Source organism: Mycobacterium dioxanotrophicus (assembly GCF_002157835.1).
Taxonomy (GTDB): Bacteria; Actinomycetota; Actinomycetes; order Mycobacteriales; family Mycobacteriaceae; genus Mycobacterium; species Mycobacterium dioxanotrophicus.
Genome location: NZ_CP020809.1, coordinates 6,106,762 through 6,127,632 on the forward strand (window position 1 = coordinate 6,106,762; position 20,871 = coordinate 6,127,632).

Annotated in this window: 20 protein-coding genes; 12 read left to right on the forward strand and 8 right to left on the reverse strand. The window is 68.1% G+C overall.

Features of this window, described 5'->3' with window-relative positions:
* Positions 1-11: 11 nt before the first annotated feature.
* Entirely contained in the window at positions 12-851 is an 840-nt protein-coding gene (locus tag BTO20_RS29660; RefSeq protein WP_087079473.1) for a helix-turn-helix transcriptional regulator, read from the forward strand.
* Here BTO20_RS29660 and BTO20_RS29665 read toward each other — a convergent pair.
* Entirely contained in the window at positions 834-1,385 is a 552-nt protein-coding gene (locus BTO20_RS29665) for a TetR/AcrR family transcriptional regulator (RefSeq protein WP_087082872.1), read from the reverse strand. The two genes, BTO20_RS29660 and BTO20_RS29665, sit on opposite strands and share 18 nt — an antisense overlap.
* 72 nt (positions 1,386-1,457) lie before the next feature.
* On the opposite strand from BTO20_RS29665, the gene BTO20_RS29670 reads away from it, so the two are divergent.
* The 7 genes from BTO20_RS29670 (at position 1,458) to BTO20_RS29700 (ending at position 8,714) form a co-directional block, all read left to right on the forward strand.
* Entirely contained in the window at positions 1,458-2,627 is a 1,170-nt protein-coding gene (locus BTO20_RS29670) for an FAD-dependent oxidoreductase (RefSeq protein WP_332460245.1), read from the forward strand.
* 23 nt (positions 2,628-2,650) lie between these two features.
* Positions 2,651-3,757 carry an epoxide hydrolase family protein gene (locus BTO20_RS29675; RefSeq protein WP_087079474.1) on the forward strand — a complete coding sequence of 369 codons (1,107 nt, stop codon included), beginning with the start codon at positions 2,651-2,653 and terminating at the stop codon, positions 3,755-3,757.
* Between the two features lie 130 nt (positions 3,758-3,887).
* Complete coding sequence (locus tag BTO20_RS29680; protein WP_456299078.1) at positions 3,888-5,267, forward strand: DUF1254 domain-containing protein; 1,380 nt, start codon at positions 3,888-3,890, stop codon at positions 5,265-5,267.
* A gap of 10 nt (positions 5,268-5,277) precedes the next feature.
* A complete protein-coding gene (locus tag BTO20_RS29685) occupies positions 5,278-6,690 on the forward strand; it encodes a hypothetical protein (RefSeq protein WP_087079475.1) in 1,413 nt (470 codons plus the stop codon).
* Positions 6,687-7,094 carry a FixH family protein gene (locus tag BTO20_RS29690; RefSeq protein WP_087079476.1) on the forward strand — a complete coding sequence of 136 codons (408 nt, stop codon included), beginning with the start codon at positions 6,687-6,689 and terminating at the stop codon, positions 7,092-7,094. The genes BTO20_RS29685 and BTO20_RS29690 overlap by 4 nt, the downstream gene beginning before the upstream one ends.
* Positions 7,095-7,104: 10 nt before the next feature.
* Positions 7,105-8,187 carry a hypothetical protein gene (locus BTO20_RS29695; protein ID WP_087079477.1) on the forward strand — a complete coding sequence of 361 codons (1,083 nt, stop codon included), beginning with the start codon at positions 7,105-7,107 and terminating at the stop codon, positions 8,185-8,187.
* Entirely contained in the window at positions 8,184-8,714 is a 531-nt protein-coding gene (locus BTO20_RS29700; protein ID WP_087079478.1) for a hypothetical protein, read from the forward strand. The genes BTO20_RS29695 and BTO20_RS29700 overlap by 4 nt, the downstream gene beginning before the upstream one ends.
* Positions 8,715-8,726: 12 nt before the next feature.
* Here the strand turns inward: BTO20_RS29700 and BTO20_RS29705 are convergent, their stop codons facing one another.
* Genes BTO20_RS29705 through BTO20_RS29730 form a run of 6 tightly spaced genes read right to left on the reverse strand, consistent with a single transcriptional unit; the run spans position 8,727 to position 16,463 of the window.
* Positions 8,727-10,556 (reverse strand): ABC transporter ATP-binding protein, encoded by a 1,830-nt coding sequence (locus BTO20_RS29705; protein WP_087079479.1) that lies wholly within the window; start codon positions 10,554-10,556, stop codon positions 8,727-8,729.
* Complete coding sequence (locus BTO20_RS29710; protein ID WP_087079480.1) at positions 10,553-12,364, reverse strand: ABC transporter ATP-binding protein; 1,812 nt, start codon at positions 12,362-12,364, stop codon at positions 10,553-10,555. Before BTO20_RS29710 ends, BTO20_RS29705 begins: the two co-directional genes overlap by 4 nt.
* A gap of 38 nt (positions 12,365-12,402) precedes the next feature.
* On the reverse strand, positions 12,403-14,289 hold the full coding sequence (locus BTO20_RS29715) for an ABC transporter ATP-binding protein (RefSeq protein WP_087079481.1): 1,887 nt from the start codon (positions 14,287-14,289) through the stop codon (positions 12,403-12,405).
* A gap of 56 nt (positions 14,290-14,345) precedes the next feature.
* Complete coding sequence (locus BTO20_RS29720; protein ID WP_087082874.1) at positions 14,346-14,906, reverse strand: chromate transporter; 561 nt, start codon at positions 14,904-14,906, stop codon at positions 14,346-14,348.
* The gene (locus tag BTO20_RS29725) at positions 14,903-15,481 is read right to left on the reverse strand and encodes a chromate transporter (protein WP_087079482.1); all 579 of its coding nucleotides are present in this window, start codon (positions 15,479-15,481) and stop codon (positions 14,903-14,905) included. Before BTO20_RS29725 ends, BTO20_RS29720 begins: the two co-directional genes overlap by 4 nt.
* Positions 15,474-16,463: a phospholipase D-like domain-containing protein gene (locus BTO20_RS29730; protein ID WP_087079483.1), complete on the reverse strand. Its 990-nt coding sequence runs from the start codon at positions 16,461-16,463 to the stop codon at positions 15,474-15,476. Before BTO20_RS29730 ends, BTO20_RS29725 begins: the two co-directional genes overlap by 8 nt.
* A gap of 73 nt (positions 16,464-16,536) precedes the next feature.
* On the opposite strand from BTO20_RS29730, the gene prrA reads away from it, so the two are divergent.
* Together prrA and BTO20_RS29740 are read left to right on the forward strand one after the other, a co-directional pair.
* Positions 16,537-17,253, forward strand: a complete 717-nt coding sequence (gene prrA / locus BTO20_RS29735) for a two-component system response regulator PrrA (RefSeq protein WP_170064294.1) — start codon at positions 16,537-16,539, stop codon at positions 17,251-17,253.
* A gap of 38 nt (positions 17,254-17,291) precedes the next feature.
* Positions 17,292-18,632 (forward strand): HAMP domain-containing sensor histidine kinase, encoded by a 1,341-nt coding sequence (locus tag BTO20_RS29740; RefSeq protein ID WP_087079484.1) that lies wholly within the window; start codon positions 17,292-17,294, stop codon positions 18,630-18,632.
* Positions 18,633-18,648: 16 nt separating this feature from the next.
* Here BTO20_RS29740 and BTO20_RS29745 read toward each other — a convergent pair whose 3' ends face one another.
* Positions 18,649-19,011, reverse strand: coding sequence for an FKBP-type peptidyl-prolyl cis-trans isomerase (locus BTO20_RS29745; RefSeq protein WP_083165024.1), 363 nt, complete (start codon positions 19,009-19,011; stop codon positions 18,649-18,651).
* 31 nt (positions 19,012-19,042) lie between these two features.
* Between BTO20_RS29745 and BTO20_RS29750 the strand changes: the two genes are divergently transcribed.
* Entirely contained in the window at positions 19,043-19,291 is a 249-nt protein-coding gene (locus tag BTO20_RS29750) for a DUF2630 family protein (RefSeq protein WP_087079485.1), read from the forward strand.
* 13 nt (positions 19,292-19,304) lie between these two features.
* Positions 19,305-20,861, forward strand: a complete 1,557-nt coding sequence (locus BTO20_RS29755) for a phytoene desaturase family protein (protein ID WP_087079486.1) — start codon at positions 19,305-19,307, stop codon at positions 20,859-20,861.
* The last annotated feature ends 10 nt before the right edge of the window (positions 20,862-20,871 follow it).

Here is a 20,871-nt window from a genome sequence, read left to right on the forward strand (position 1 = left end):
GGTATCCGCCCATGCGCCCCTCGCTGCTGCGGCCGCGCGACGCCGATGCGGTGCGCGCCGAACTGCGCCGCATGGCCGTTGACACCGGTTTGCCGCTGGCATTCGGCGGGGAGGTGCATGGCGACGCGCTGTTGCTCAGCGAATTCATCGGCACCCGCACGGGAGCCATGCGCGGGCTGGCGGTCCGGCCGAGTGCGGGGCTCGGCGGCGCGTCGATGGTGGCACGGCGGCCCATCGCGGTGCCCGACTACCGGCGGTCGGCGACCATCACCCACGACTACGACGAGCCGGTGCTGACCGAGGGCATCCGGTCGATCCTGGCGGTGCCGGTGGTGGTGGACGGCACCGCGCGGGCCGTGCTGTACGGCGCGCACCGCAGTAGCGCGCCGATCGGCGACCGCACCGCGGCGGCCATGCTGACCTCGGCGCGCCGGCTCAGTGACGAGCTCCGGATCCGCGACGAGGTGGACCGCAGGCTGCGGCTGCGTGAGGCGCAGTTGGCGAATTTCGGCGATCAACCCGCCGACACCGAGCAGATCCGTTCGGTGTACGCCGATCTGCGCCGTCTGGCCGCTGACACTCCCGCGCTGGCCGGCCCGCTGCGTGAACTGGCCGACCGCCTGGCGGGCGCGCTGCGCGGCGACGCCCCGGCCAGCGCGCCGCTGACCGCCCGGGAGGTCGACGTGTTGGCCCAGGTGGCGATGGGATGCACCAATTCCGAAGCCGCGCAACGCCTTTCACTGAAGCCCGAGACGGTGAAGAGTTATCTGCGCAGCGCCACAGCCAAACTCGGGGCGCGGACCCGGCACGAGGCGGTGTCCAAAGCCCGCAGGCTACGTCAGATCCCCTGACAGATAACGCTGAATCGTCGGGCCGATCGACGAGATGATCTCCTCCCGCGTCATATCCGCCACCGGCGGCACCGCGAGCACGAACCGGCACAGGGCCAGGCCCATCATCTGAGCGCCGACCAGGCCGGCGCGCCGCTCGGCCTCACCCGCCGGCGCCAGCTTCGCGACCACCGGCACCAGCTGGGCCCCGAAGATCTCCCGCATACGTTGGGCCGCTTCGGCATTGGTGGTGGCCGAACGCAGCAGGACGGTGAGTGCCTCGTCGCCCTCCCAGCGGTTGAGGAAATGCGTGACGAGGTGGCGCCCCACCGTGGCCGGGTCGACCGCCGTGAGGTCGGGGAATCGCAGATCGAACTCCGATGCGGTCGCGAACAGTTTGTCCTTGTTGCCGAAATACCGGATCACCAGGGCCGGGTCGATGCCTGCCGCCGCGGCGACCGCCCTGATGGTCGTGCCCTGGTAGCCCGTCGCGGCGAATTGCTCGCGGGCGGCGGCGAGGATCGCCTCCCTGGTCCGATCGGCTGAACGCTTCATGACCGACAGCATAGGTCAACAACTGTTGACATCAGCGCCGGACCGGGTTCATCATGGGTATGTCAACAAGCGTTGACCTACTCGACAGGCAGAGGAGCTCACCATGAAATCCACCGACGTCCTGGTGTCGGAGCCGGCCCGACCGGCCTCACCCTCGCCGCCGACCTGCGCCGCCGCGGGGTCGACGTGACCGTCGTCGACAAACTGGCGGAGGGCGCCAACACCTCGCGCGCCGCCGCCGTGGCCGCCCGCACGCTCGAAGTCCTCGAGGAGCTCGACGTGTCCCGCCGCATGATCGCCGAAGGGCTGGTCACACCCCACTTCACGATGCGCGACGGTGAGCGCGTGCTGATCCCCGTCGACTTCAGCCGACTGCCGACCGCCTACCCGTTCACGCTCATGCTGTCCCAGGCCGACACTGAGCGGATCCTGGTGCAGCGGCTCACCGAACTCGGCGGCACGGTGATCCGACCGCTCGGGCTCGAACGACTCGACCAGGACGGCGACGGCGTCACCGCGACCTTCGACGACGGCACCGCGATGCGGGCGCGCTACGTCGTCGGCGCGGACGGCATCCACAGCCGGGTGCGGGACCAAGCCGGCATCGGGTTCAGCGGCGGCGAGTATCCGGAGTCGTTCGCCCTTGCCGATGTCCGGCTGGCAGCACCGCTGGACGACGAGGGTGTGATCCTGTTCTACGCAAAATCGGGCCTCACCGTCGTCGCGCCATTGCCCGACAAGGTATTCCGCATCGTTGCTCCCACCGCGGACGCACCGGAATGCCCGACCGTGTCCTACGTCCAGCGCCTGCTCGACCAACGCGGTTTCGGGCCGGGTAAAACCGTTGTCACAGAGGTCATCTGGGGTTCGCGGTTCCGGATCCAGCACCGCGTGGCCGACACCTACCGCGCTGGTCGGCTGCTACTCGCCGGCGACGCCGCCCACGTACACAGCCCGGCAGGCGGGCAGGGCATGAACCTGGGCATCCAAGACGCGGTGGCACTGGCCGAGGCGCTCGCCGCCGTGCTCAGCGGTGCCCCGGAAAGCGTGCTCGACGACTACAGCGCGGCGCGCCGACCGATCGCCCAGCAGGTGCTGGCACTCACCGGGCAGCTGACCCGGGTGGCCACGCTGCCACCGCTGCTGCGTCCCATCCGCAATGTGCTGATGGGGTTGGCGTCGCACCTTCCCGTGGTACGCCACCAACTGGCGTGGCGACTCAGCGGGCTGGTCTACCGCTGAGGTGATGCGACAGGATGGCTCACATGTCTTCCATCAGACCGTTCCGGATCGCCGTCCCCGACACCGAGCTCGCCGACCTCAAGGACCGGCTGGCGCGGACCCGATGGCCCGAAGCCGAATGCGTGGAAGACTGGAGCCAGGGCATACCGCTGAGCTACACGCGCGAACTCGCCGACTACTGGGCGAACTCCTACGACTGGCGAGCCCGGGAGGCCGCACTCAACCGCTTCGACCACTACACCACCGAAATCGACGGCCTGGACCTCCATTTCATCCATCAGCGCTCGCCACACCGGGACGCGTTCCCGCTGCTGATCACGCACGGCTGGCCCGGATCGATCGTGGAGTTCCACAAGGTGATCGAGCCGCTGACGGAGGCCGGGTTCCACGTGGTGTGCCCGTCGCTACCGGGCTACGGCTTTTCCGGCAAACCGACGTCCACCGGCTGGGGTGTCGCGAAGATCGCCGAGGCATGGGACGAGCTGATGGTGCGTTTGGGGTATGACCGCTACGGCGCGCAGGGCGGCGACTGGGGTGCCGCGGTGACGACGCAGATCGGCCGCAATGTGGGCTCGTGCGTGGGCATTCACGTCAACATGCCGATCGCCCAACCGCCCGCCGAGGGCATCGGTGAGATGACCGAGGACCTGCAGAAGGCGCTGGCCCGCATCGACTACTACCGCAAATGGGATTCGGGCTACATGAAGCAGCAGTCCACGCGGCCGCAGACCGTCGGCTACGGACTGGTGGACTCCCCCGTCGGCCAACTCGCGTGGATCGTGGAGAAGTTCTGGTCGTGGATGGACTGCGACGGCAATCCCGAGAACGTGGTCTCCAAAGACGAAATGCTCGACAACGTCATGCTGTACTGGCTCACCGCGTCGGCAGCGTCGTCGGCCCGGCTGTACTGGGAAAGCCACGACACCTGGGGCGGCGGCGGATACGTGAGCGTGCCCACCGGCATCGCGTCGTTCCCGTTGGAGATCCTGCGGGCACCCCGCGCCTGGTGCGAAACCGGCTACAACGTCACCCATTACACGACCATGCCGCGCGGCGGGCATTTCGCGGCCTTCGAGCAACCGGAGTTGTTCGTCGAGGACGTGAAGACGTTCTTCGCCACCGTTCGCTGAGTTTCCGTGCGCTGAGTTTCCCCGCGCGAGCAGACATGAAAGTCCGCGAAATGCGGCGTGTCGCGTACCGCAGTGTCTGTTCGCGGGAGAAGTGCTCGCGGGGAAAACGGGACCGGCTAGCGTGAGTGCCATGGATGAACTGGTGCGTTCCCGGGCAATCCAAGCCGTCATCTGGGGCATGCCCGCCGTCAACTTCGAGCTGTTGCGCGAGGCCGCCGCCGGTGTGGGTGCCACCGACAATCAGGTGGTGTTCTGGTCGAAACTGCCGGACTGGAAGAACCAGACGCTCACACCCAATCCCGATACCGTGTACGTCTTCCCGTTCTACGACACGCAGGCCGGGCCGATGGTGCTCGAAATCCCTCCTGCCGAAGGCGGTTCCATCACCGGATCCATCGACAACGGCTGGCAGGAGGCGCTGGAGGACGTCGGGCCCGCCGGCGTCGACAAGGGTGCGGGCGGCACGTACCTGATCCTGCCGCCCGACTACGACGGACAGATACCCGCCGGGCACATCGCGCTGAACTCGGCGACCTACACCGGATTCGGGGCGTTGCGGTCCAACATCGCCTCGAGCGATGACGCCGACGTTGCCGCTGCGGTTGAGTACGGCAAGCGGGTCAAGTTCTATCCGCTGGGACATGCCGACACCCCGACCACATTCGTCGATGCGGCTGATGCGTTGTACGACAGCACCATTCCGTACGACCTCCGGTTCTTCGAACTGCTCGACCGGTTCGTGCAACGCGAACTCTGGCTGCAGCGCGACCGGGTGATGATCTCGATCCTCAAGTCGATCGGCATCGAGAAGGGCACGCCGTTCTCGCCCGACGCAGAGCTCACCGCAGTGCTGAACTCTGCCGCGGCGGCGGCACACGACTGGCTCGAAGCCAATTATCCGCGGTTCTTCACCCCGCCGTATTTCGAGGGCACGCACTGGGCCGTCCCTGCCTCACCCGAGGTGGTGCGGGGCATGCAGACCGGTTTCGCCGATGTCGGCAGTTATCCCGTCGACGATCGCGGGCTGCTGTACTCCTTCATCTACTTCAGCGCCAAACACCTTGGCCAGGGCCAGTTCTACGTGATGACCATCGCGGACAGGGACGGCAAGCCGCTCGACGGTGACCAGACCTACCGGCTACGGGTCCCGGCCGACCCCCCGGTGTCGCTCTACTGGTCGGCCACCGTGTACGACCGTGCCACGCATGCGCTGATCCGGGATCTGCCGTACGCCAGCCGCGCGTCACATCGACCCGACCTGATCAGCAATCCCGACGGCTCCGTCGACATATACATCGGACCGTCTGCACCCCTCATGGCTCCTCGCGCGAGCGCTCGTCAGAGCGCAACGAGGCCAATTGGATTCCCACCACACCCGGCGGCCGGTTCGAGGTGCTGTTCCGGCTCTACGGACCCAAGCCCGCCCTGTTCGACAAGACCTGGCAGTTGCCCGACCTCGAAAAGGTGTGACAGCAAACATGCCTGCCCGTCTGCTCTGAGGATCTGTTAATACTGGCTAGGTGAACGTCGCACCCCGTTGGGGGAAAACCCTACTGACATGGGCGCTCACGGTCGGCATGCTGATGGTGATGACGCTGCTCCTGGGGTCCCCGACTGTGCACGCCGACGGCGGCGGGTCCGACACCGACGTGCACATCGCGCAGTCCCTGGGCGGCCGTGAGCTGACGGTGGTGATCCGGCGGGTCGGCCCGGTGCTCGGCCCGCTCCAGGTGGATGTGGTCACCCACGCCGGCGATGCACCCGGGACCCTGCAGCTCATGGCGACCACCGCGGGGACCGCGGGCAGCTCCGGCCACGTGCAGCTCGGCGCACCGGGCATCTACACCACGACACTCGACGTCGACCGGCCCGGACCGTGGGAACTTCTGGTCGACGACGGACACACCGTGGCCCGCATCCCATTCCTGGTCCCCGCGCAGATCACCCCGCCGTGGAAGAAGGCCAGCGACTACGGGTTTTTCGCCGCCGGGGTTCTGCTGATCGTCTCGCTCGGCGTGGCACTCCGGTCGCGACGGGGCGCGGTCACGCTGATCCCTGCGACCGCGATGGTGGTCGCGTTGACCGTCGGAGTCACCGGGGCCGTGCTGTCGGCGTCGTCCCCACCGCCACCGCAGCCCGGCCGCGACATGGACCCCACCGTGGAGAACATCCGCGACCCCTACGCCCGGGTGGCAGCGAATTCCCTGACCCCCGTGGACTATTCACGACCGCCGGTCAACTTGGCGCTGGCGATGCAGGGCCAGGCGCTGGAGCTCAACCTGATCGATTCGGCGACCGGGCGCGCCGTCGACGACCTGCTCATCCACCATGGCGCGCTGATCCACCTCATCGTCGTCTCCCCCTCAGGGGCGATGTCGCATCTGCATCCGGTGCGGGTGGCCCCGGGTCGCTACCAGGTGCAGTTCGATCCGGCCGAGCACGGCACCTACGCCGTCGCGGCCGAGATCGCCCGCCGAGGCGGGGGCATCCAGTTGCTGCGCGGCTCGGTCGCGGGCCGCAACCAGGGCCAGGCACCCAAGACACCCGGTCCGTCCCCGGCCCGGATCACCACCACGGTCTCCCCCGCCGGTACGCCGAGCACCGTCCGGGCGCGGTTCGGCGACACCGCCGACCTGCAGCCATGGCTCGGCATGACCGGCCACATGATGGTGATCGGCCCGCTGGACACCAACAGCACCGACATCGGCAAAATCGCACTGACAGCGCCGGTTTGGGCCCATGCCCACGCTATGGTACCGCCAGCCCCGGGCGCCGCCGGCGGCCAACCCGACGAATCGGTGGCCCGCTATGGACCGGAGATCGACTTCACCTACACCTTCGCCCTGCCGGGTCGGTACAAGGTGTGGGTGCAGAGCGAACGCGACTACGCCATCCTCACCGCGCCAACCGAAGTCGAGGTTCCCGCAGCATGAGCCGTCAACGCCTCATCGTCGTCGCCGTGATCGCCGGGGTCGCCGCGGCCGCCGGATTGTGGCTGCTGTGGCCCAAACCCGCGCCGCCGCTCGTCGCCGAGGCCACCGCGGGCCCGTATCTGGTGCGTATCACCGGCACGCCACCGAAGGTCGGGATCAACGCGTTGGTGGTCGAGATCACCGGCAGCGCGGGCGAGTCGCCGACGCCGGAATCGGTGACATTCGAACCCGCGATGCCCCAGATGGGTCACGCCACAACGCCTGTGGTGGCCCACCCCGAGGGCACCGAACGTTACCGCGGCGACGTGAATCTCAGCATGCCCGGGCAGTGGGAGATCACCGTGCGGATTTCCGACGGCAAAGACCACTACGACGCGGTACTCAACGTGACCACCACCGGATAGGAAGCGCCCCATGACGAAAACGGATTCAGCGGGACGGTTTGCGGCGTTCGTGATGCTGGCCGGAACCCTGATCTCGCTGAGCGGACTCACCTGGGACATCGGGTGGCACGGCGATGTCGGACCGGACAGTTTCTTCACCCTGCCCCACCTGTTCGTCTACTCCGGCGGCGCGATCGCCGGGCTGACCAGCCTGACCATGGTGCTGCGCGCCACCTCCGCGCAGCGCAACGGCCAGGCTCCCGATCCAACGGTCGGCGGCCGGGCCGTCAAGGTACTCGGCGTGTTCGCCGCCCCGATCGGATATCTCGTCGGAGGCGTCGCCGCCGCATCGTTTTTGCTGTACGGGCTGTGGGACGAATGGTGGCACGGCCTCTACGGATTCGACGTCACCATCGCGTCCCCACCGCACCAGGGTTGGCTCACCTCGATCTGCGTCACGATGATCGGCACGGCGATCGTGTTTGCCGCCGCCCGCGAACACCGCTGGGGGCGTTGGGGTTTCATGACCGCCGTAGCAGCGTTCGGATCGTATGCGTCGATCACCAGTACCGCGCTGGCCGATGTCAACATGGGCACCAGCATCGACTGGTTCGTCGTCACCTGGGTCGCGATCCCCGTCGTATGCGTGCTCCTCGGTTCGCAGGTGCTGCCGCGCGGCGGGGCACTGGGCACCGGCGTGCTCACGCTGGTGGTCAACCTCGCGACATGGTCGTACGCGCAGTGGGCGGTCGGCTGGTATGCGAATGTTCAGGATCTGGCGCTGCGTGACTACGTCGAGTTGGGCTTCCCCATCGAGCGGGTGCTGATACCCGCTGCGGTGCTGGTGTTCAGCGTCGTCGTGGAAGGCCTGCTGCGCTGGAAGGGTTGCAGCGCATGGGCATTGGCCGGTTACGGCGCCGTCGGCGCGGCGGCCATCACCTGGTGGCTCGAATCCGGCATGCGGCACGCGCCGGGTGACAGCATCGTGTTCACCTGTGCCGCTTCGGCTGCCATCGCCGCGATCCTGGGCGCCGCTACTCTGCGGCTGGGGCGGGCGTTGCGGGCCGCCAATACCGCGGCCGTCGCGCGCGGCGATGCGGTGGTCGCGGCGTGAGAGCGCGCAAAGTCGCCGCCGTGGTCGGCGCTGTGGTCGCCCTGTGGTTCGGTGCCGCCCCGACCGCAGCGGCCGATCCCCTGGACTTCGTGGTGCATTCCGAGCATGTCCAGGTCGGGCCGTATCCGGTGACGGTCGGCTTCACCGTCTGGCCGTTGCGGGCCATGCAGTCACTGGATTTCACGTTCGAACCCGAAGGCGGTATCGCCGGGAAATCGGGCACGCTCACCGAGATCGCGCCCGACGGGCGAGACGAGACCGACCGGCTGGCCCGGCATCCGCGCAACCGTGACGTGTGGGGCCTCGACGTGCGGTCGCTGGATGCGTCGGGCACCTGGACGCTGCGATTCACGATCGACGGGCCGCAGGGCCAGGGCACCGGCGAGCTGGCCGTCGACGTGCTCAAGCAACCGGGGCCGCCGCTGCCGCTGAGCTGGGCGGTCGGGCTGATACCGCTGACGCTCACCGTGGTGTTCTTCGGCGTGGTGTGGCTGCGCACCGGCCGCTCCCCTGCCGAAGTGCCCTGAGCGGGCCCGCTCTCAGGCGAGCGAGTCCACCCAGGCGCGGTGCAGCTTGGCGTAGTGGCCGTCACGGCCGATCAGCTCGGCCGGTGGACCGTCCTCGACGATGCGGCCGTGTTCGAGCACCAGCACGCGGTCGGCGATCTGCACCGTGGACAACCGGTGAGCGATCACGAGTGCGGTGCGGTCGGCCAGCACGGTTTCCAACGCGCGCTGCACCATTCGCTCGCTGGGGACATCCAGTGACGAGGTGGCCTCGTCGAGGATCAGCACGGCCGGGTCGGCCAGGAACGCCCGGGCGAACGCCACCAGCTGGCGTTGCCCCGCCGAGAGCCGGCCGCCGCGCTTGGCGACATCGGTGTCATATCCGTCGGGCAACGCGTCGATGAACCGGTCGGCACCCACCGCGGTGGCGGCGGCCCGCACCTGCGCGTCGGTGGCATCGGGGCGCCCGAACCGGATGTTGTCGGCCACCGTGCCCTCGAACATGAAGTTCTCCTGCGTGACCATCACGATGTGCCTGCGCAGCTCGGACTGCGAGAGGTCACGCAGGTCCACGCCGTCGAGCGTCACCGCACCCGAGGTCGGATCGTAGAACCGGGCGATCAGCTTGGCGATGGTGGTCTTACCCGCCCCGGTGGTGCCCACCAAGGCAACCGTCTGCCCCGCAGGCACCCGCAGCTCGAGCCCGGGCAGCACGGTTCGGCCCGGCGCGTAGGCGAAGGTCACGTCGCGGAACTCGATGTCGCCCTTGACATTCGCCAGCTTCACCGGCCGGCGCGGGTCGGCGATGCCGGGCCGCTCGGCCAGCACGCCTGCCAGCTTCTCCAAGGCCGACGACGCCGACTGGAAGGTGTTGAAGAACTGCGAGATCTCCTGCATCGGCTCGAAGAACATCCGCAGGTACAGCAGGAACGCGGCGAGTGTGCCGACCGTCATCTGCCCGTGCAGCACCCGGTAACCGCCGTAGAGCAGCACCACACCCGTGGTGATGTTGCCGACGAGTTTGACGCCCGGCATAAAGACGGCCAGCAGCTTGAACGTCTTCTCGTTGATCGCGCGGTAGCCGTCGGCGATGTCGGAGAAGATCTCCTGGTTGCGCGGCTCCCGGCGGTAGGCCTGCACGGCCTTGATGCCCGTCATGGTCTCGACGAACTGCACGATCACCAGTGCGGCGCTTTCCCGCACGAGCCGGTAGGTCTTGGCCGACTCGTTGCGGAACCACCACACCAGGGCCACCAGGATCGGAAAGGCCGCCAGGCACATCAGGCCCAGCCGCCAGTCCAGTGCCACCAGCAGCACCGCCGTGCCGAAGAGCGTCAACACCGCGGTGATCAGGCTGTCGAAACCGGTCTCCAGCATGTCCTGGATGGCCTCGACGTCGTTGGTCGAGCGGCTGACCACCCGGCCTGACGTGTAGCGGTCGTGGAAGGCGACATCGAGACGCTGGAAATGCCGGAACACGCGGCGGCGCAGTTCCAGTAGCACCTTCTGCCCGATCCGGCCGGAGCGGCGCAGGAAGAACATCCGGCTGATCGCCTGCACCACGACCACCGCGCACAGCACACCGACGATGACCATCAGCTCGTGCGCCGGGCCGCCCGCGACGATGGGCGGTATGCCGCGGTCGATGCCGCGCTGCACGAGCAGCGGGACAGCCAGGCGCGCAGCGTTTTCCACCACGACGACCAGCGCCAGCACGGCAACGGTCCACCGGTACGGCCGCAACAGCGAGCCGAGCAGGGCCCGCGCCTCGCGGCGCCGCGGCACACTCTCGTCGATGGGCAGATCGTCGTCGGCGTCGTCCTTGACGCGCCCGCGCCAGCTTTCGGTCTCGACCGCGGTCATCGGCTGCCACCTCCCACGGTCACCGCATCGTCGTCGGCGGCCAGCAGGTACCGGTACTGCGGCACCTCGGCCAGCAGGTCGGCATGCGTGCCGACGTGCGTGATGGTGCCCTGCTGTAACAGGGCGACCCTGTCCGCCAGCAACACCGTCGACGCCCGGTGGGCGACCACGATGCCGGTGACGTCGCGCAGGATGCGGCCGAGCGCCTCGGTCACGGCCGCCTCGGTGTGCACGTCGAGCGCCGACAGCGTGTCGTCGAGCACCAGGATCTTCGGCCCGGCCAGGATCGCGCGGGCCAGCGAAAGCCGTTGCCGCTGACCACCAGACAGGCTCATGCCCTGCTCGCCGATGCGGGTGTCGAGGCCGAACGGCAGATCGTAGACGAACTGCGCGGCCGCGACGTCGATGGCCTGCGCGAGTTCCTCGTCGGTCGCGCGTGGGCGTCCCAGCCGCAGGTTCTCGGCCACCGACATGGAGAACAGCGTCGGATCCTCGAATGCGGTGGCCACCGTCGCGCGCAGCGCAGGCAGGCTCAGCTCGCGGATGTCCTTGCCGTCGATGAGGATCTGCCCCTCGGTGACGTCGTAGAGCCGGGAGAACAACGCGGCCAGCACCGACTTGCCCGAACCCGTCGCACCGACCAGCGCCACGGTCTCACCCGGCTCGACGGTCAGGTCGACGTGCCGCAGCACCCACGCGTCGCTGTCGGGGAACCGGAAACCGACGTCACGCAGCTCGAGCCGGCCACCGTGCAGTGCCACGTCATGCGGACCGTCGGTGATCTCCCGTGGCGCATCGAAGATCTCGGCGATGCGGTTGGCCGCGGTGAACGATTCCTGGGTCATCGACAGCAGGAAACCCAGCGACGCGATGGGCCACACCAGCGACAGCATCATCGTGATGAACGCGACCAGCGTGCCCATGGTGACGTAGCCGTGGCCGGCGGCATACGCGCCGAGACCGAGCACGACGATGAGCGTCAGGTTGGGGATGACCTCGAGCAGGGTCCAGAAGTTCGCCGACACCGTCACCCGGTCGACCTGAGTGTCGTGCAGCCGGGTGGCCTGTTGGTCGAACCGGTCGTAGGTGTAGTCCTCGCGGCCGAAGGACTTAACCACCCGCATGCCCAATGCGGATTCCTCGACATGTGTTGCGACATGGCCGGTCTGGTCCTGCGCCAGCCGCGACAGCCGGGTGTACTCGCGTTCGAAATGCAGCACGGTGGCCGCGATCGGCACGATGGACACCACCACCACGACCCCGAGCGGCCAGTACATGGCCAGCAGGATCGAGGTCACCACGACTATCTGCAGGGCGTTGAGGATCAGGAACACCAGCCCGAACGACAGGAACCGGCGGATGGTGGACAGATCGTTCATGACCCGCGACAACAGCTGCCCGGACTGCCAGCGACCGTGGAAACTCATCGGCAGCACCTGCAGCCGCGCGTAGAGGTCCTTGCGGATGTCGGCTTCGACGCCCATGGTGGCCCGCGCCACCAGCCAGCGCCGGATGAACCACAGCACTGCCTCGGAGATGCCGATACCCATCGCGGCCGCGCCGAGCAGCCACAGCCCGTGCTGATCCTGATGGCGTACCGGACCGTCGATCACAGCCTTGGTCATCAGCGGAATCGCCACCGTGGCGCCCAGGCTGACCACCGCGACCACGAGCATCCAGACCCAGCGCGTGCGGTACGGCAGGAGATACGGCAGCAGCCGCCACAGATCCGAGCTGCCACGAACTCGCGCCCGGCGCGGAGCTATCGCGGGCGCGGATCGAAGAGCATCTGTCGCGGATTCAGTCACCAGTTCCCAATTTTCCCATCTGTTGCAATCGATTTACTTCACGCGGCCGTTACAGCGTCATCGGCGAACTGCGTGTAGTACAACTCGGCGTACCGACCGTCGCGGGCCAGCAGCTGTTCGTGGGTGCCGCGTTCGACGATGCGTCCGTCCTCGACGACGAGGATGAGATCGGCGGCCCGCACCGTCGACAATCGGTGGGCGATGACCAGTGAGGTGCGGCCGTCGAGCGCCTCGGCCAGAGCGTGCTGCACGGCGGCCTCCGAGGCGGTGTCCAGCGATGCCGTCGCCTCATCCAGTACCACCACCCGTGATCGCCCCAACAGCAGGCGTGCGATGGTCAACCGCTGCCGCTGTCCTCCTGACAGACGGTATCCCCGCTCACCGACAACTGTGTCCAACCCGTCGGGCATCGCCGCGACGACATCGTCGAGCCGGGCCCGGCGCAGGGCCTCCCAGAGCTGTTCGTCGGACGCGTGCGGGGCGGCCAACTTCAGGTTGGACCGGATCGACTCGTGAAACAGATGCCCGTCCTGGGTCACCATGCCGACGGTGTCCTTGAGCGACGCGAACGTCACGTCACGGACGTCGACACCGTTGAGGGTGATCGAGCCGCTGTCGACGTCGTAGAGCCGGCCCAGCAGCGACGCGATGGTCGACTTGCCCGCGCCTGACGAACCGACCAGCGCCACCATCTGCCCGGGCGCCGCGCTGAACGAAATGCCGTGCAGCACTTCGTCGCCGCCGCGGTCATCGAGCGTCGCAACCTCCTCGAGCGATGCCAGCGACACTTTGTCCGCCGATGGATAGGAGAACCGGACGTCGTCGAACTCGACCGCGACAGGGCCGTCGGGCACCGAAACGGCATGCGGCTTCTCGGCGATCAGCGGCACCAGGTCGAGCACCTCGAAAACCCGCTCGAAAGACACCAGCGCACTGGCGATTTCGACCCGCGCGTTCGCGAGCGCGGTCAGTGGCGCATACAGCCGGGTGAGCAGCAGCGCCAGCGACACGACGGCGCCGGCCTGCAGGTGCCCGCCGATGGCCAGCACCCCGCCCAGCCCGTAGACCACGGCCAGGGCGAGCGCCGACATGAGGGTCAACGAGTTCATGAACGTCGACTGCAGCATGGCCGTGCGCACCCCGATGTCGCGCACCCGGTCGGCGCGCGCCGCGAACTCGTCGGACTCGCGGTCCGGATCGCCGAACAGCTTCACCAGTGTCGCGCCGGGAGCCGAGAAGCGTTCTGTCATCTGGGTATTCATCGTCGCGTTGTGTGCGGCGGCCTCGCGCGACAGCCCCGCCATGCGGCTGCCGATGCGGCGGGCAGGCACCACGAACAACGGCAGCAGCGCCAGCGACAGCAACGTGATCTGCCACGAGATGCTCAGCATCACCGCCAGCGTCAGGGTCAGGGTGACCACGTTGGCGACGATGCCCGACAGCGTGTCCGAGAACGCCCGCTGCGCGCCGATCACGTCGTTGCCCAATCGGCTCACCAGCGCCCCGGTGCGCGTGCGGGTGAAGAACGCCACAGGCATGCGCTGCACGTGGTCGAACACCGCCGTGCGCAGATCCAGGATCAGGCCCTCCCCGATGTTCGACGACAGCCACCGCGTCACCAGCGACACCACCGCCTCGGCCAACGCCACCGCCGCGATCACCACGGCCAACAGGACCACCGCAGACGACGGGCCGCCGCGGGTGATCGCGTCGACCACGCGCCCGGCCAGCACCGGCGTCGTCACCGTCAGCAACGCACTGACCACACTGATCGCGACGAACCACCCCAGCCTGCGGTGGTGACGTGCGGCGAACCGCCAGATACGCGCCAACAGCCGTTTGTCCGCCAGTGCGCGCAGGTCCCCGCCACCGCGGGCATGCGCCTGCCGGTACAGCGTCTGCCGCGCCACCGATTCCATACTCATGTGCCTCACCGTAGAACCTCAACAATTGATGAGGTCAACGACTTCCCGGGTGTGGCTCAGATGAAACCGAAGTAGCCGATCACCCCCGCCGCGGCCACCACGATCAGCGGGTTTGTCTTGGTGAGCAGGAAGATCGCAGTACAGATCGCGGTGACGGTGTACGCCCGCCAGTCATGGTCGGCGGCGCGGCTCATCACGAGCGAGGTCGCCAGGATCAGGCCGACGGTCAGCGGCGCGAACCCCTTCTCGACGGCCCGGCGCAGCTTGGACCGCTCGGCCTTCTGCCAGAACAACGTGACGACGTACACGAAGGTCGCAGCCGGTAGGACCATCGCGATCATCGAGACCACGCCGCCGATGATCGCCGCGGCTATACCGCCCGCCTGCAGACCCGCCCCGTAGCCGACCATCGACACGATCAGGATGCTCGGGCCGGGCGCGGTCTGGGAGATCGAGAAGAGGTCGGCGAACTGGCTGTTGGTCAGCCAGTGCCTGCCGTTGACGGCGTGCATGTGCATTTCCGGCAGGACCACGTTGCCGCCGCCGATCGACAACAGCGACAGCATGCCGAACAGCCCGATGAGCTGCACATAGGTCGCCAGCGAGTGGCTGTTCACGCCGCCGGCTTCTCGCGAACGCCCCGCGGCCACGCCCAGATCAAGCTGATCGGCGCCAGGATCGCCAGCGTCCCCAGCAACGGGAACCGCAGCACGCCGTTGAGCACGAACGCCCCGGCGAACAGCAACACCGGCACCACGCCCGTCAAGCACTTCTGCCCGGTCTTGATCACCATCGTCAGGGTCAGGGCCACCGCGGCGGCCGACGCACCGTGCAGCACACCTTTGACCGCGGGCACCTCCTTGAAGCGGAAGTACGCGAACGACAACACCAGCACGATCACGAGCGGCATGGCGCACAAACCGACGACGGCGGCAACGGCCCCGGCCATACCGCGCATCTTGGTGCCGGCGAACACGGCCATGTTGACCTGGTTGGCGCCGGGCAGGATGCGGCACATCGTCATCGCCGAGAGGAACTCGGCCTCGCCGAGCCAGCCCTTCTCGACCACCAGCACCTCGCGCGACCAGGCCGAGAGCCCGCCGCCGAACGAGGCCAACGCGATGTGGTTGAACGTCCACGCCAGCTCGAACAGCGACACCCGCTGCACTCCAGCGTCGAGCTGCTCACTCATGGACCAGGTCCGGGTCGTGCGGAAAGTCGTCCTCGTGATGCTGCGAGGGGTCGAGCGGATCCGGCGGCTCGTAATGGTGCGACGTTTCCCAGTCGGCGTCGAAGACCTCGCTCAGTTGCCCGACGACCGTCGGATCCTCGACCGTGATGCCCAGCTCGCGACGCAGATCGAAGGCGCTGCGGTCGATGTTCATCGAACCCACCAGGGCCTGATGGTCGTCGACGATGACCAGTTTGGCGTGCACCCGCAGGTTCTTCTGCTTGCGCACCTTCACCCCGAAGCGGCGCAACGTCCGCAGTGAGGCGAAGGTGTCGAGGATGTCCCAGTCGCTGATGCCGTGCCTGCCGCCGCACAGCACATGGACGTTGACGCCGCGGCCCACCGCCGCGGCGATATGGTCGAGGATCACCGCATCGACGTACTTGGGGTGCTGGATGCGCAGCCGCTGCTCGGCGGTGTCGATGAACTTCGCCATGTGATAGCGCGAATTCGAGTTGCTCCACAACAATCCGCGATACACCGTGGGCTCCCATTCCGTATGGGACCAGTCCGCGTCGAACACCTCGATGATCTGTGCCACCTGCACGCTGTCGGTGGTGATGACGCCGTAGTCGCGGGTGAGGCTGAAGTACTTCTCGCACAAGTTGAAAGTGGCCACCAGAGCGGCCTGCTCGTCGACCACGATCGACTTCTCGTGCGTCACATAGAACGTCGGATTGGACCACTGGACGTTCACCCCGGCAGCGGAGAGTTGTTCGAACGTCTCGTCATTCGCACGGTCCCCACCCGAGCGCTGCGGGTTCAGCATCACCCGCACGGCAACCCCCGCCCGGTGCCGGTCGATCACCGCGGCCACCAACGACGGCTCGGTGAACGTGAACTGTTTTATGAGCAGAGAGTTCTGCGCGGAGGAGACGAAGTCCAGGACCGGTTGCACACCGTCATCGGGTTGGACGATGACCCGCGGCGACACAGGCAGCATAAGGGCCGGATGCTAGCACCCAATGGTGTCTGCCAGACGTGCCTGCGCCAATCGGAGTACGTCATCGGGCAAGATGGCGGGCATGGACAGTTCTGCCGGTGGGGGCTCCCCCCGAGTGCTCGTGGTGGATGACGACCCCGACGTTCTCGCCTCGTTGGAGCGTGGATTGCGGCTGTCCGGGTTCGACGTGTCGACGGCAGTCGACGGCGCCGAAGCACTGCGCAGCGCCACCGAAACCCGGCCCGACGCCATCGTGCTCGACATCAACATGCCTGTGCTCGACGGCGTGAGCGTGGTGACGGCCCTGCGCGCCATGGACAACGACGTTCCGGTGTGCGTACTTTCGGCGCGCAGCAGCGTCGACGACCGCGTCGCCGGACTCGAGGCGGGCGCGGACGACTACCTCGTGAAGCCGTTCGTGCTGGCCGAGTTGGTCGCCCGGGTCAAGGCCCTGCTGCGCCGGCGCGGCTCGTCGGCGACGTTCTCGTCGGAGACCATCCAGGTCGGTCCGCTCGAAGTGGACATCCCCGGTAGGCGCGCGCGGGTCAACGGGGTCGACGTGGACCTGACCAAGCGGGAATTCGACCTGCTCGCGGTGCTCGCCGAACACAAGACCGCAGTGCTGTCGCGCGCCCAGCTGCTGGAACTGGTGTGGGGCTACGACTTCGCCGCCGACACCAACGTGGTCGACGTCTTCATCGGATATCTGCGCCGCAAGCTGGAGGCCGGTGGCGCGCCGAGGCTGCTGCACACCGTGCGCGGCGTGGGCTTCGTGCTGAGGACCCAGTAGATAGCCATGACGAGCGCTTGCGCGAGGAATCGACAGCCATGAGTCTGCTCACCCGGATCTTCCGCCGCACCCCGTCGCTGCGGACCCGGGTGGCGTTCGCGACGGCGATTGGCGCGGCCATCGTCGTCATCATCGTCGGCACCATCGTGTGGGTCGGTATCACCAACGACCGCAAGGAGCGGCTGGACCGTCGCCTCGACGAGGCAGCCGGATTCGCCGTGCCGTTCCTCCCGCGCGGCCTGCACGAAATCCCGCGCTCCCCCAGCGAACAGGACGCCGTCATCACCGTCCGGCAGGCCGGCGCCGTCACCTCGAACTCGTCGGTGATCCTGCCCGAGCTCCCGGCGGGCTACGCCGACACCGAAATCGACGGCGTGCGCTGGCGCGTGCGCACGGTGCAGATCCCCGCCCCCGGGCCCATGTGGGTCGCGGTCGGCGCGACGTACGACGCCACCATCGCCGACACCAACAACCTGCACCGCCGGGTCATCGTGATCTGTGTGTTCGCCATCAGCGCGGCGACCGTACTGGGTTGGGTGCTGGCCGCTTTCGCGGTGCGGCCGCTCAAACGGCTGGCCCAGCAGACCCGGCAGATCGACGCAGGCGACGAGGCACCCGACGTCGAGGTCCGCGGAGCCACCGAAGCCGTCGAGATCGCCGACGCCGTCAACGGCATGCTCCAGCGCATCTGGTCCGAGCAGGACCGCACCAAGGCCGCGCTGGCCTCGGCACGCGACTTCGCGGCGGTGTCCGCCCACGAGCTGCGCACACCACTCACCGCGATGCGCACCAATCTGGAAGTACTGGCCACCCTCGACCTACCCGACGAGCAGCGCAAGGAAGTGGTGAACGACGTCATCCGCACCCAGTCGCGGATCGAGGCGACGCTGGGCGCGCTGGAACGGTTGGCGCAGGGCGAGCTCACCACCACCGACGACCACGTCACCGTCGACATCACCGAGCTGCTCGACCGGGCGGCCCACGACGCCAGGCGGGTGTACCCGGAACTCGATGTGTCCCAAGCCCCGACGCCGACGGTGATCATCGTGGGCCTGCCGACCGGCCTGCGGCTCGCCGTGGACAACGCCATCGCCAACGCGGTCAAACACGGCGGGGCGACCCGGGTGCAGCTGTCCGCCGTCAGCTCACGCGCCGGGGTCCAGATCGCCGTCGACGACGACGGTGTGGGGGTACCCGAGGAAGAACGAACCGTGGTGTTCGACCGGTTCTCGCGAGGGTCGACAGCGTCGCGCTCGGGCTCGGGCCTCGGCCTGGCGCTGGTGGCCCAACAGGCCGAACTGCACGGCGGGACAGCCGCTTTGGAGATGAGCCCGCTGGGCGGCGCCCGGCTGGTACTGCGTCTGCCGGGGCCGCACTAGCCCTGCGCGGGCACGGTCAGCGAACGGCGAGCAAATCGATGACGAAGATGAGCGTCTTACCCGACAGCCGGTGCCCGGAGCCGGCCGGGCCGTATGCCTGCGCCGGCGGGATCACCAGCTTGCGACGTCCGCCGACCCGCATGCCCGGGATGCCGTCCTGCCAGCCCTGGATCAGCCCGCGCAGCGGGAACTCGATCGACTCGCCACGATTCCACGAGCTGTCGAATTCCTCGCCGGTGTCGTACTCGACGCCGACATAGTGCACCTCGACGTTTCCGCCGGGCACCGCCTCGGCACCGTCGCCGACCACCAGGTCGGTGATCACAAGTTCGGCGGGGGCCGGGCCGTCCGGAAATTCGATCTCAGGTTTTGTACTCACCGGACCAACCGTAGTCGGGCAGACTGGCCAGGTGGCCAAAGATCAGGACATCCTCGCCGAAGTTCACCGACTCGTCGCCGAGGAGCAGGAGCTGCGGGGCAAGCTGCAGCGCAGAGAGATCGACGAGACCGAGGAGCGCCAGCGGCTGCAGTCGCTGGAGGTAGCCCTCGACCAATGCTGGGATCTGCTGCGGCAGCGCCGCGCGTTGCGGGAGACCGGGCAGGACCCTGGCGAGGCCAGAGTGCGTCCGGCCGACGAGGTCGAAGGCTACCGAGGCTGACAAGGCGAGTGCGATGAGTGAGAAACGATTCGACGCCGTCGTGGTCGGCGGTGGGCACAACGGCTTGGTGGCCGCGGCGTACCTGGCCCGTGCCGGACGTCGGGTCCAGGTGCTCGAACGCCTCGACCATGTGGGCGGGGCGGCGGTGTCCGCCCACGCGTTCGACGGGGTCGACGCCCGGTTGTCGCGCTATTCGTATCTCGTCAGCCTGTTGCCGCAGCGCATCATCGACGATCTGGGCGCCCGCATCCGGCTGGCCCGGCGCAGTTACTCGTCGTACACGCCCGATCCGGCCACCGGCGGCCGCACGGGTCTGCTCGTCGGCCCCAACTCGACCTTCGCCGCGATCGGCGCCCAGGCCGACGCCGCCGGCTTCGACGACTTCTACCGCCGCGCGTCCCTCATCACCAAGCGGATCTGGCCCACCCTGCTGCAGCCGCTGTGCACCCGGGCCGAGCTGCGCAGCCAGGTGCTGACCGGCCAGGACAGCGACGCCGAGGCGGCCTGGGAGGCGCTGGTCGACCGGCCGATCGGCACAGCCATCACCGACGCCGTCGACAACGATCTGGTGCGCGGCGTGCTGGCCACCGACGCCCTCATCGGCACGTTCGCCGACGTGGACGATCCGTCTCTGATCCAGAACATCTGCTTCCTCTACCACCTGGTCGGCGGCGGCACCGGCGACTGGGACGTGCCGATCGGCGGCATGGGTGCGGTGACCGGGGCGCTGGCCGCCGCCGCGGCCGGTTTCGGCGCCGAAATCGTCACCGGTGCAGACGTTTACGCGGTCAACCCGGATGGCGAGGTGCGGTACCGCAAGGATGGGGCCGCGCAACGGGTCGAGGCCGACGTGGTGCTGGCCAACGTGACGCCCACCGTGCTGGCCGGGCTGCTGGGCGAACCGGCGCCCGCGGCCGCGCCGGGGGCTCAGGTGAAGGTGAACCTGATGCTGCACCGGTTGCCGCGGCTGCGCGACGACAGCGTGACGCCGCAGCAGGCGTTCGGCGGCACCTTCCACATCAACGAGACCTACAGCCAGCTGGGCAGCGCCTACAAGACGGCCGCCGACGGCTCCGTGCCCGATCCCCTGCCGTGTGAGATCTACTGTCATTCGCTGACCGATCCGACGATCCTGTCCGAACAGCTGCGTGCCGCAGGCGCTCAGACGTTGACGGTGTTCGGCCTGCACACCCCGCATGCGCTGGCCTCCGGCGATCCCGACCGGATGCGGGACAGGCTCACCTCGGCTGTCTTGAATTCACTGAATTCCGTTCTGGCCGAACCGATTCAGGATGTCCTGATGGAGGACTCCGCGGGCCGGTTGTGCATCGAGGCCAAGACGACGGTGGATCTGGATGCGGCGCTGGGCATGACGGCGGGCAACATCTTCCACGGCGCGTTGCGGTGGCCGTTCGCCGAGGAGGACGAGCCACTGGACACCCCGGCCCGCCGCTGGGGTGTGGCGACCGCCCACGATCGAATCCTGCTGTGCGGCTCCGGATCCCACCGCGGCGGTGCGGTATCGGGCATCGGCGGGCACAACGCGGCGATGGCCGTGCTGGAGTCCTGACGCGGCAGCG

Coding starts and splice junctions, on each gene's coding strand:
- BTO20_RS29755 (WP_087079486.1), top strand. CDS start 19,305: ATGAGTGAGAAACGATTCGACGCCGTCGTGGTCGGCGGTGGGCACAAC.
- BTO20_RS29730 (WP_087079483.1), bottom strand. CDS start 16,463: ATGCTGCCTGTGTCGCCGCGGGTCATCGTCCAACCCGATGACGGTGTG.
- BTO20_RS29705 (WP_087079479.1), bottom strand. CDS start 10,556: ATGACCGCGGTCGAGACCGAAAGCTGGCGCGGGCGCGTCAAGGACGAC.
- BTO20_RS29690 (WP_087079476.1), top strand. CDS start 6,687: ATGAGCCGTCAACGCCTCATCGTCGTCGCCGTGATCGCCGGGGTCGCC.
- BTO20_RS29660 (WP_087079473.1), top strand. CDS start 12: ATGCGCCCCTCGCTGCTGCGGCCGCGCGACGCCGATGCGGTGCGCGCC.
- BTO20_RS29680 (WP_456299078.1), top strand. CDS start 3,888: ATGGATGAACTGGTGCGTTCCCGGGCAATCCAAGCCGTCATCTGGGGC.
- BTO20_RS29665 (WP_087082872.1), bottom strand. CDS start 1,385: ATGAAGCGTTCAGCCGATCGGACCAGGGAGGCGATCCTCGCCGCCGCC.
- BTO20_RS29695 (WP_087079477.1), top strand. CDS start 7,105: ATGACGAAAACGGATTCAGCGGGACGGTTTGCGGCGTTCGTGATGCTG.
- BTO20_RS29740 (WP_087079484.1), top strand. CDS start 17,292: ATGAGTCTGCTCACCCGGATCTTCCGCCGCACCCCGTCGCTGCGGACC.
- prrA (WP_170064294.1), top strand. CDS start 16,537: ATGGCGGGCATGGACAGTTCTGCCGGTGGGGGCTCCCCCCGAGTGCTC.
- BTO20_RS29675 (WP_087079474.1), top strand. CDS start 2,651: ATGTCTTCCATCAGACCGTTCCGGATCGCCGTCCCCGACACCGAGCTC.
- BTO20_RS29715 (WP_087079481.1), bottom strand. CDS start 14,289: ATGAGTATGGAATCGGTGGCGCGGCAGACGCTGTACCGGCAGGCGCAT.
- BTO20_RS29725 (WP_087079482.1), bottom strand. CDS start 15,481: ATGAGTGAGCAGCTCGACGCTGGAGTGCAGCGGGTGTCGCTGTTCGAG.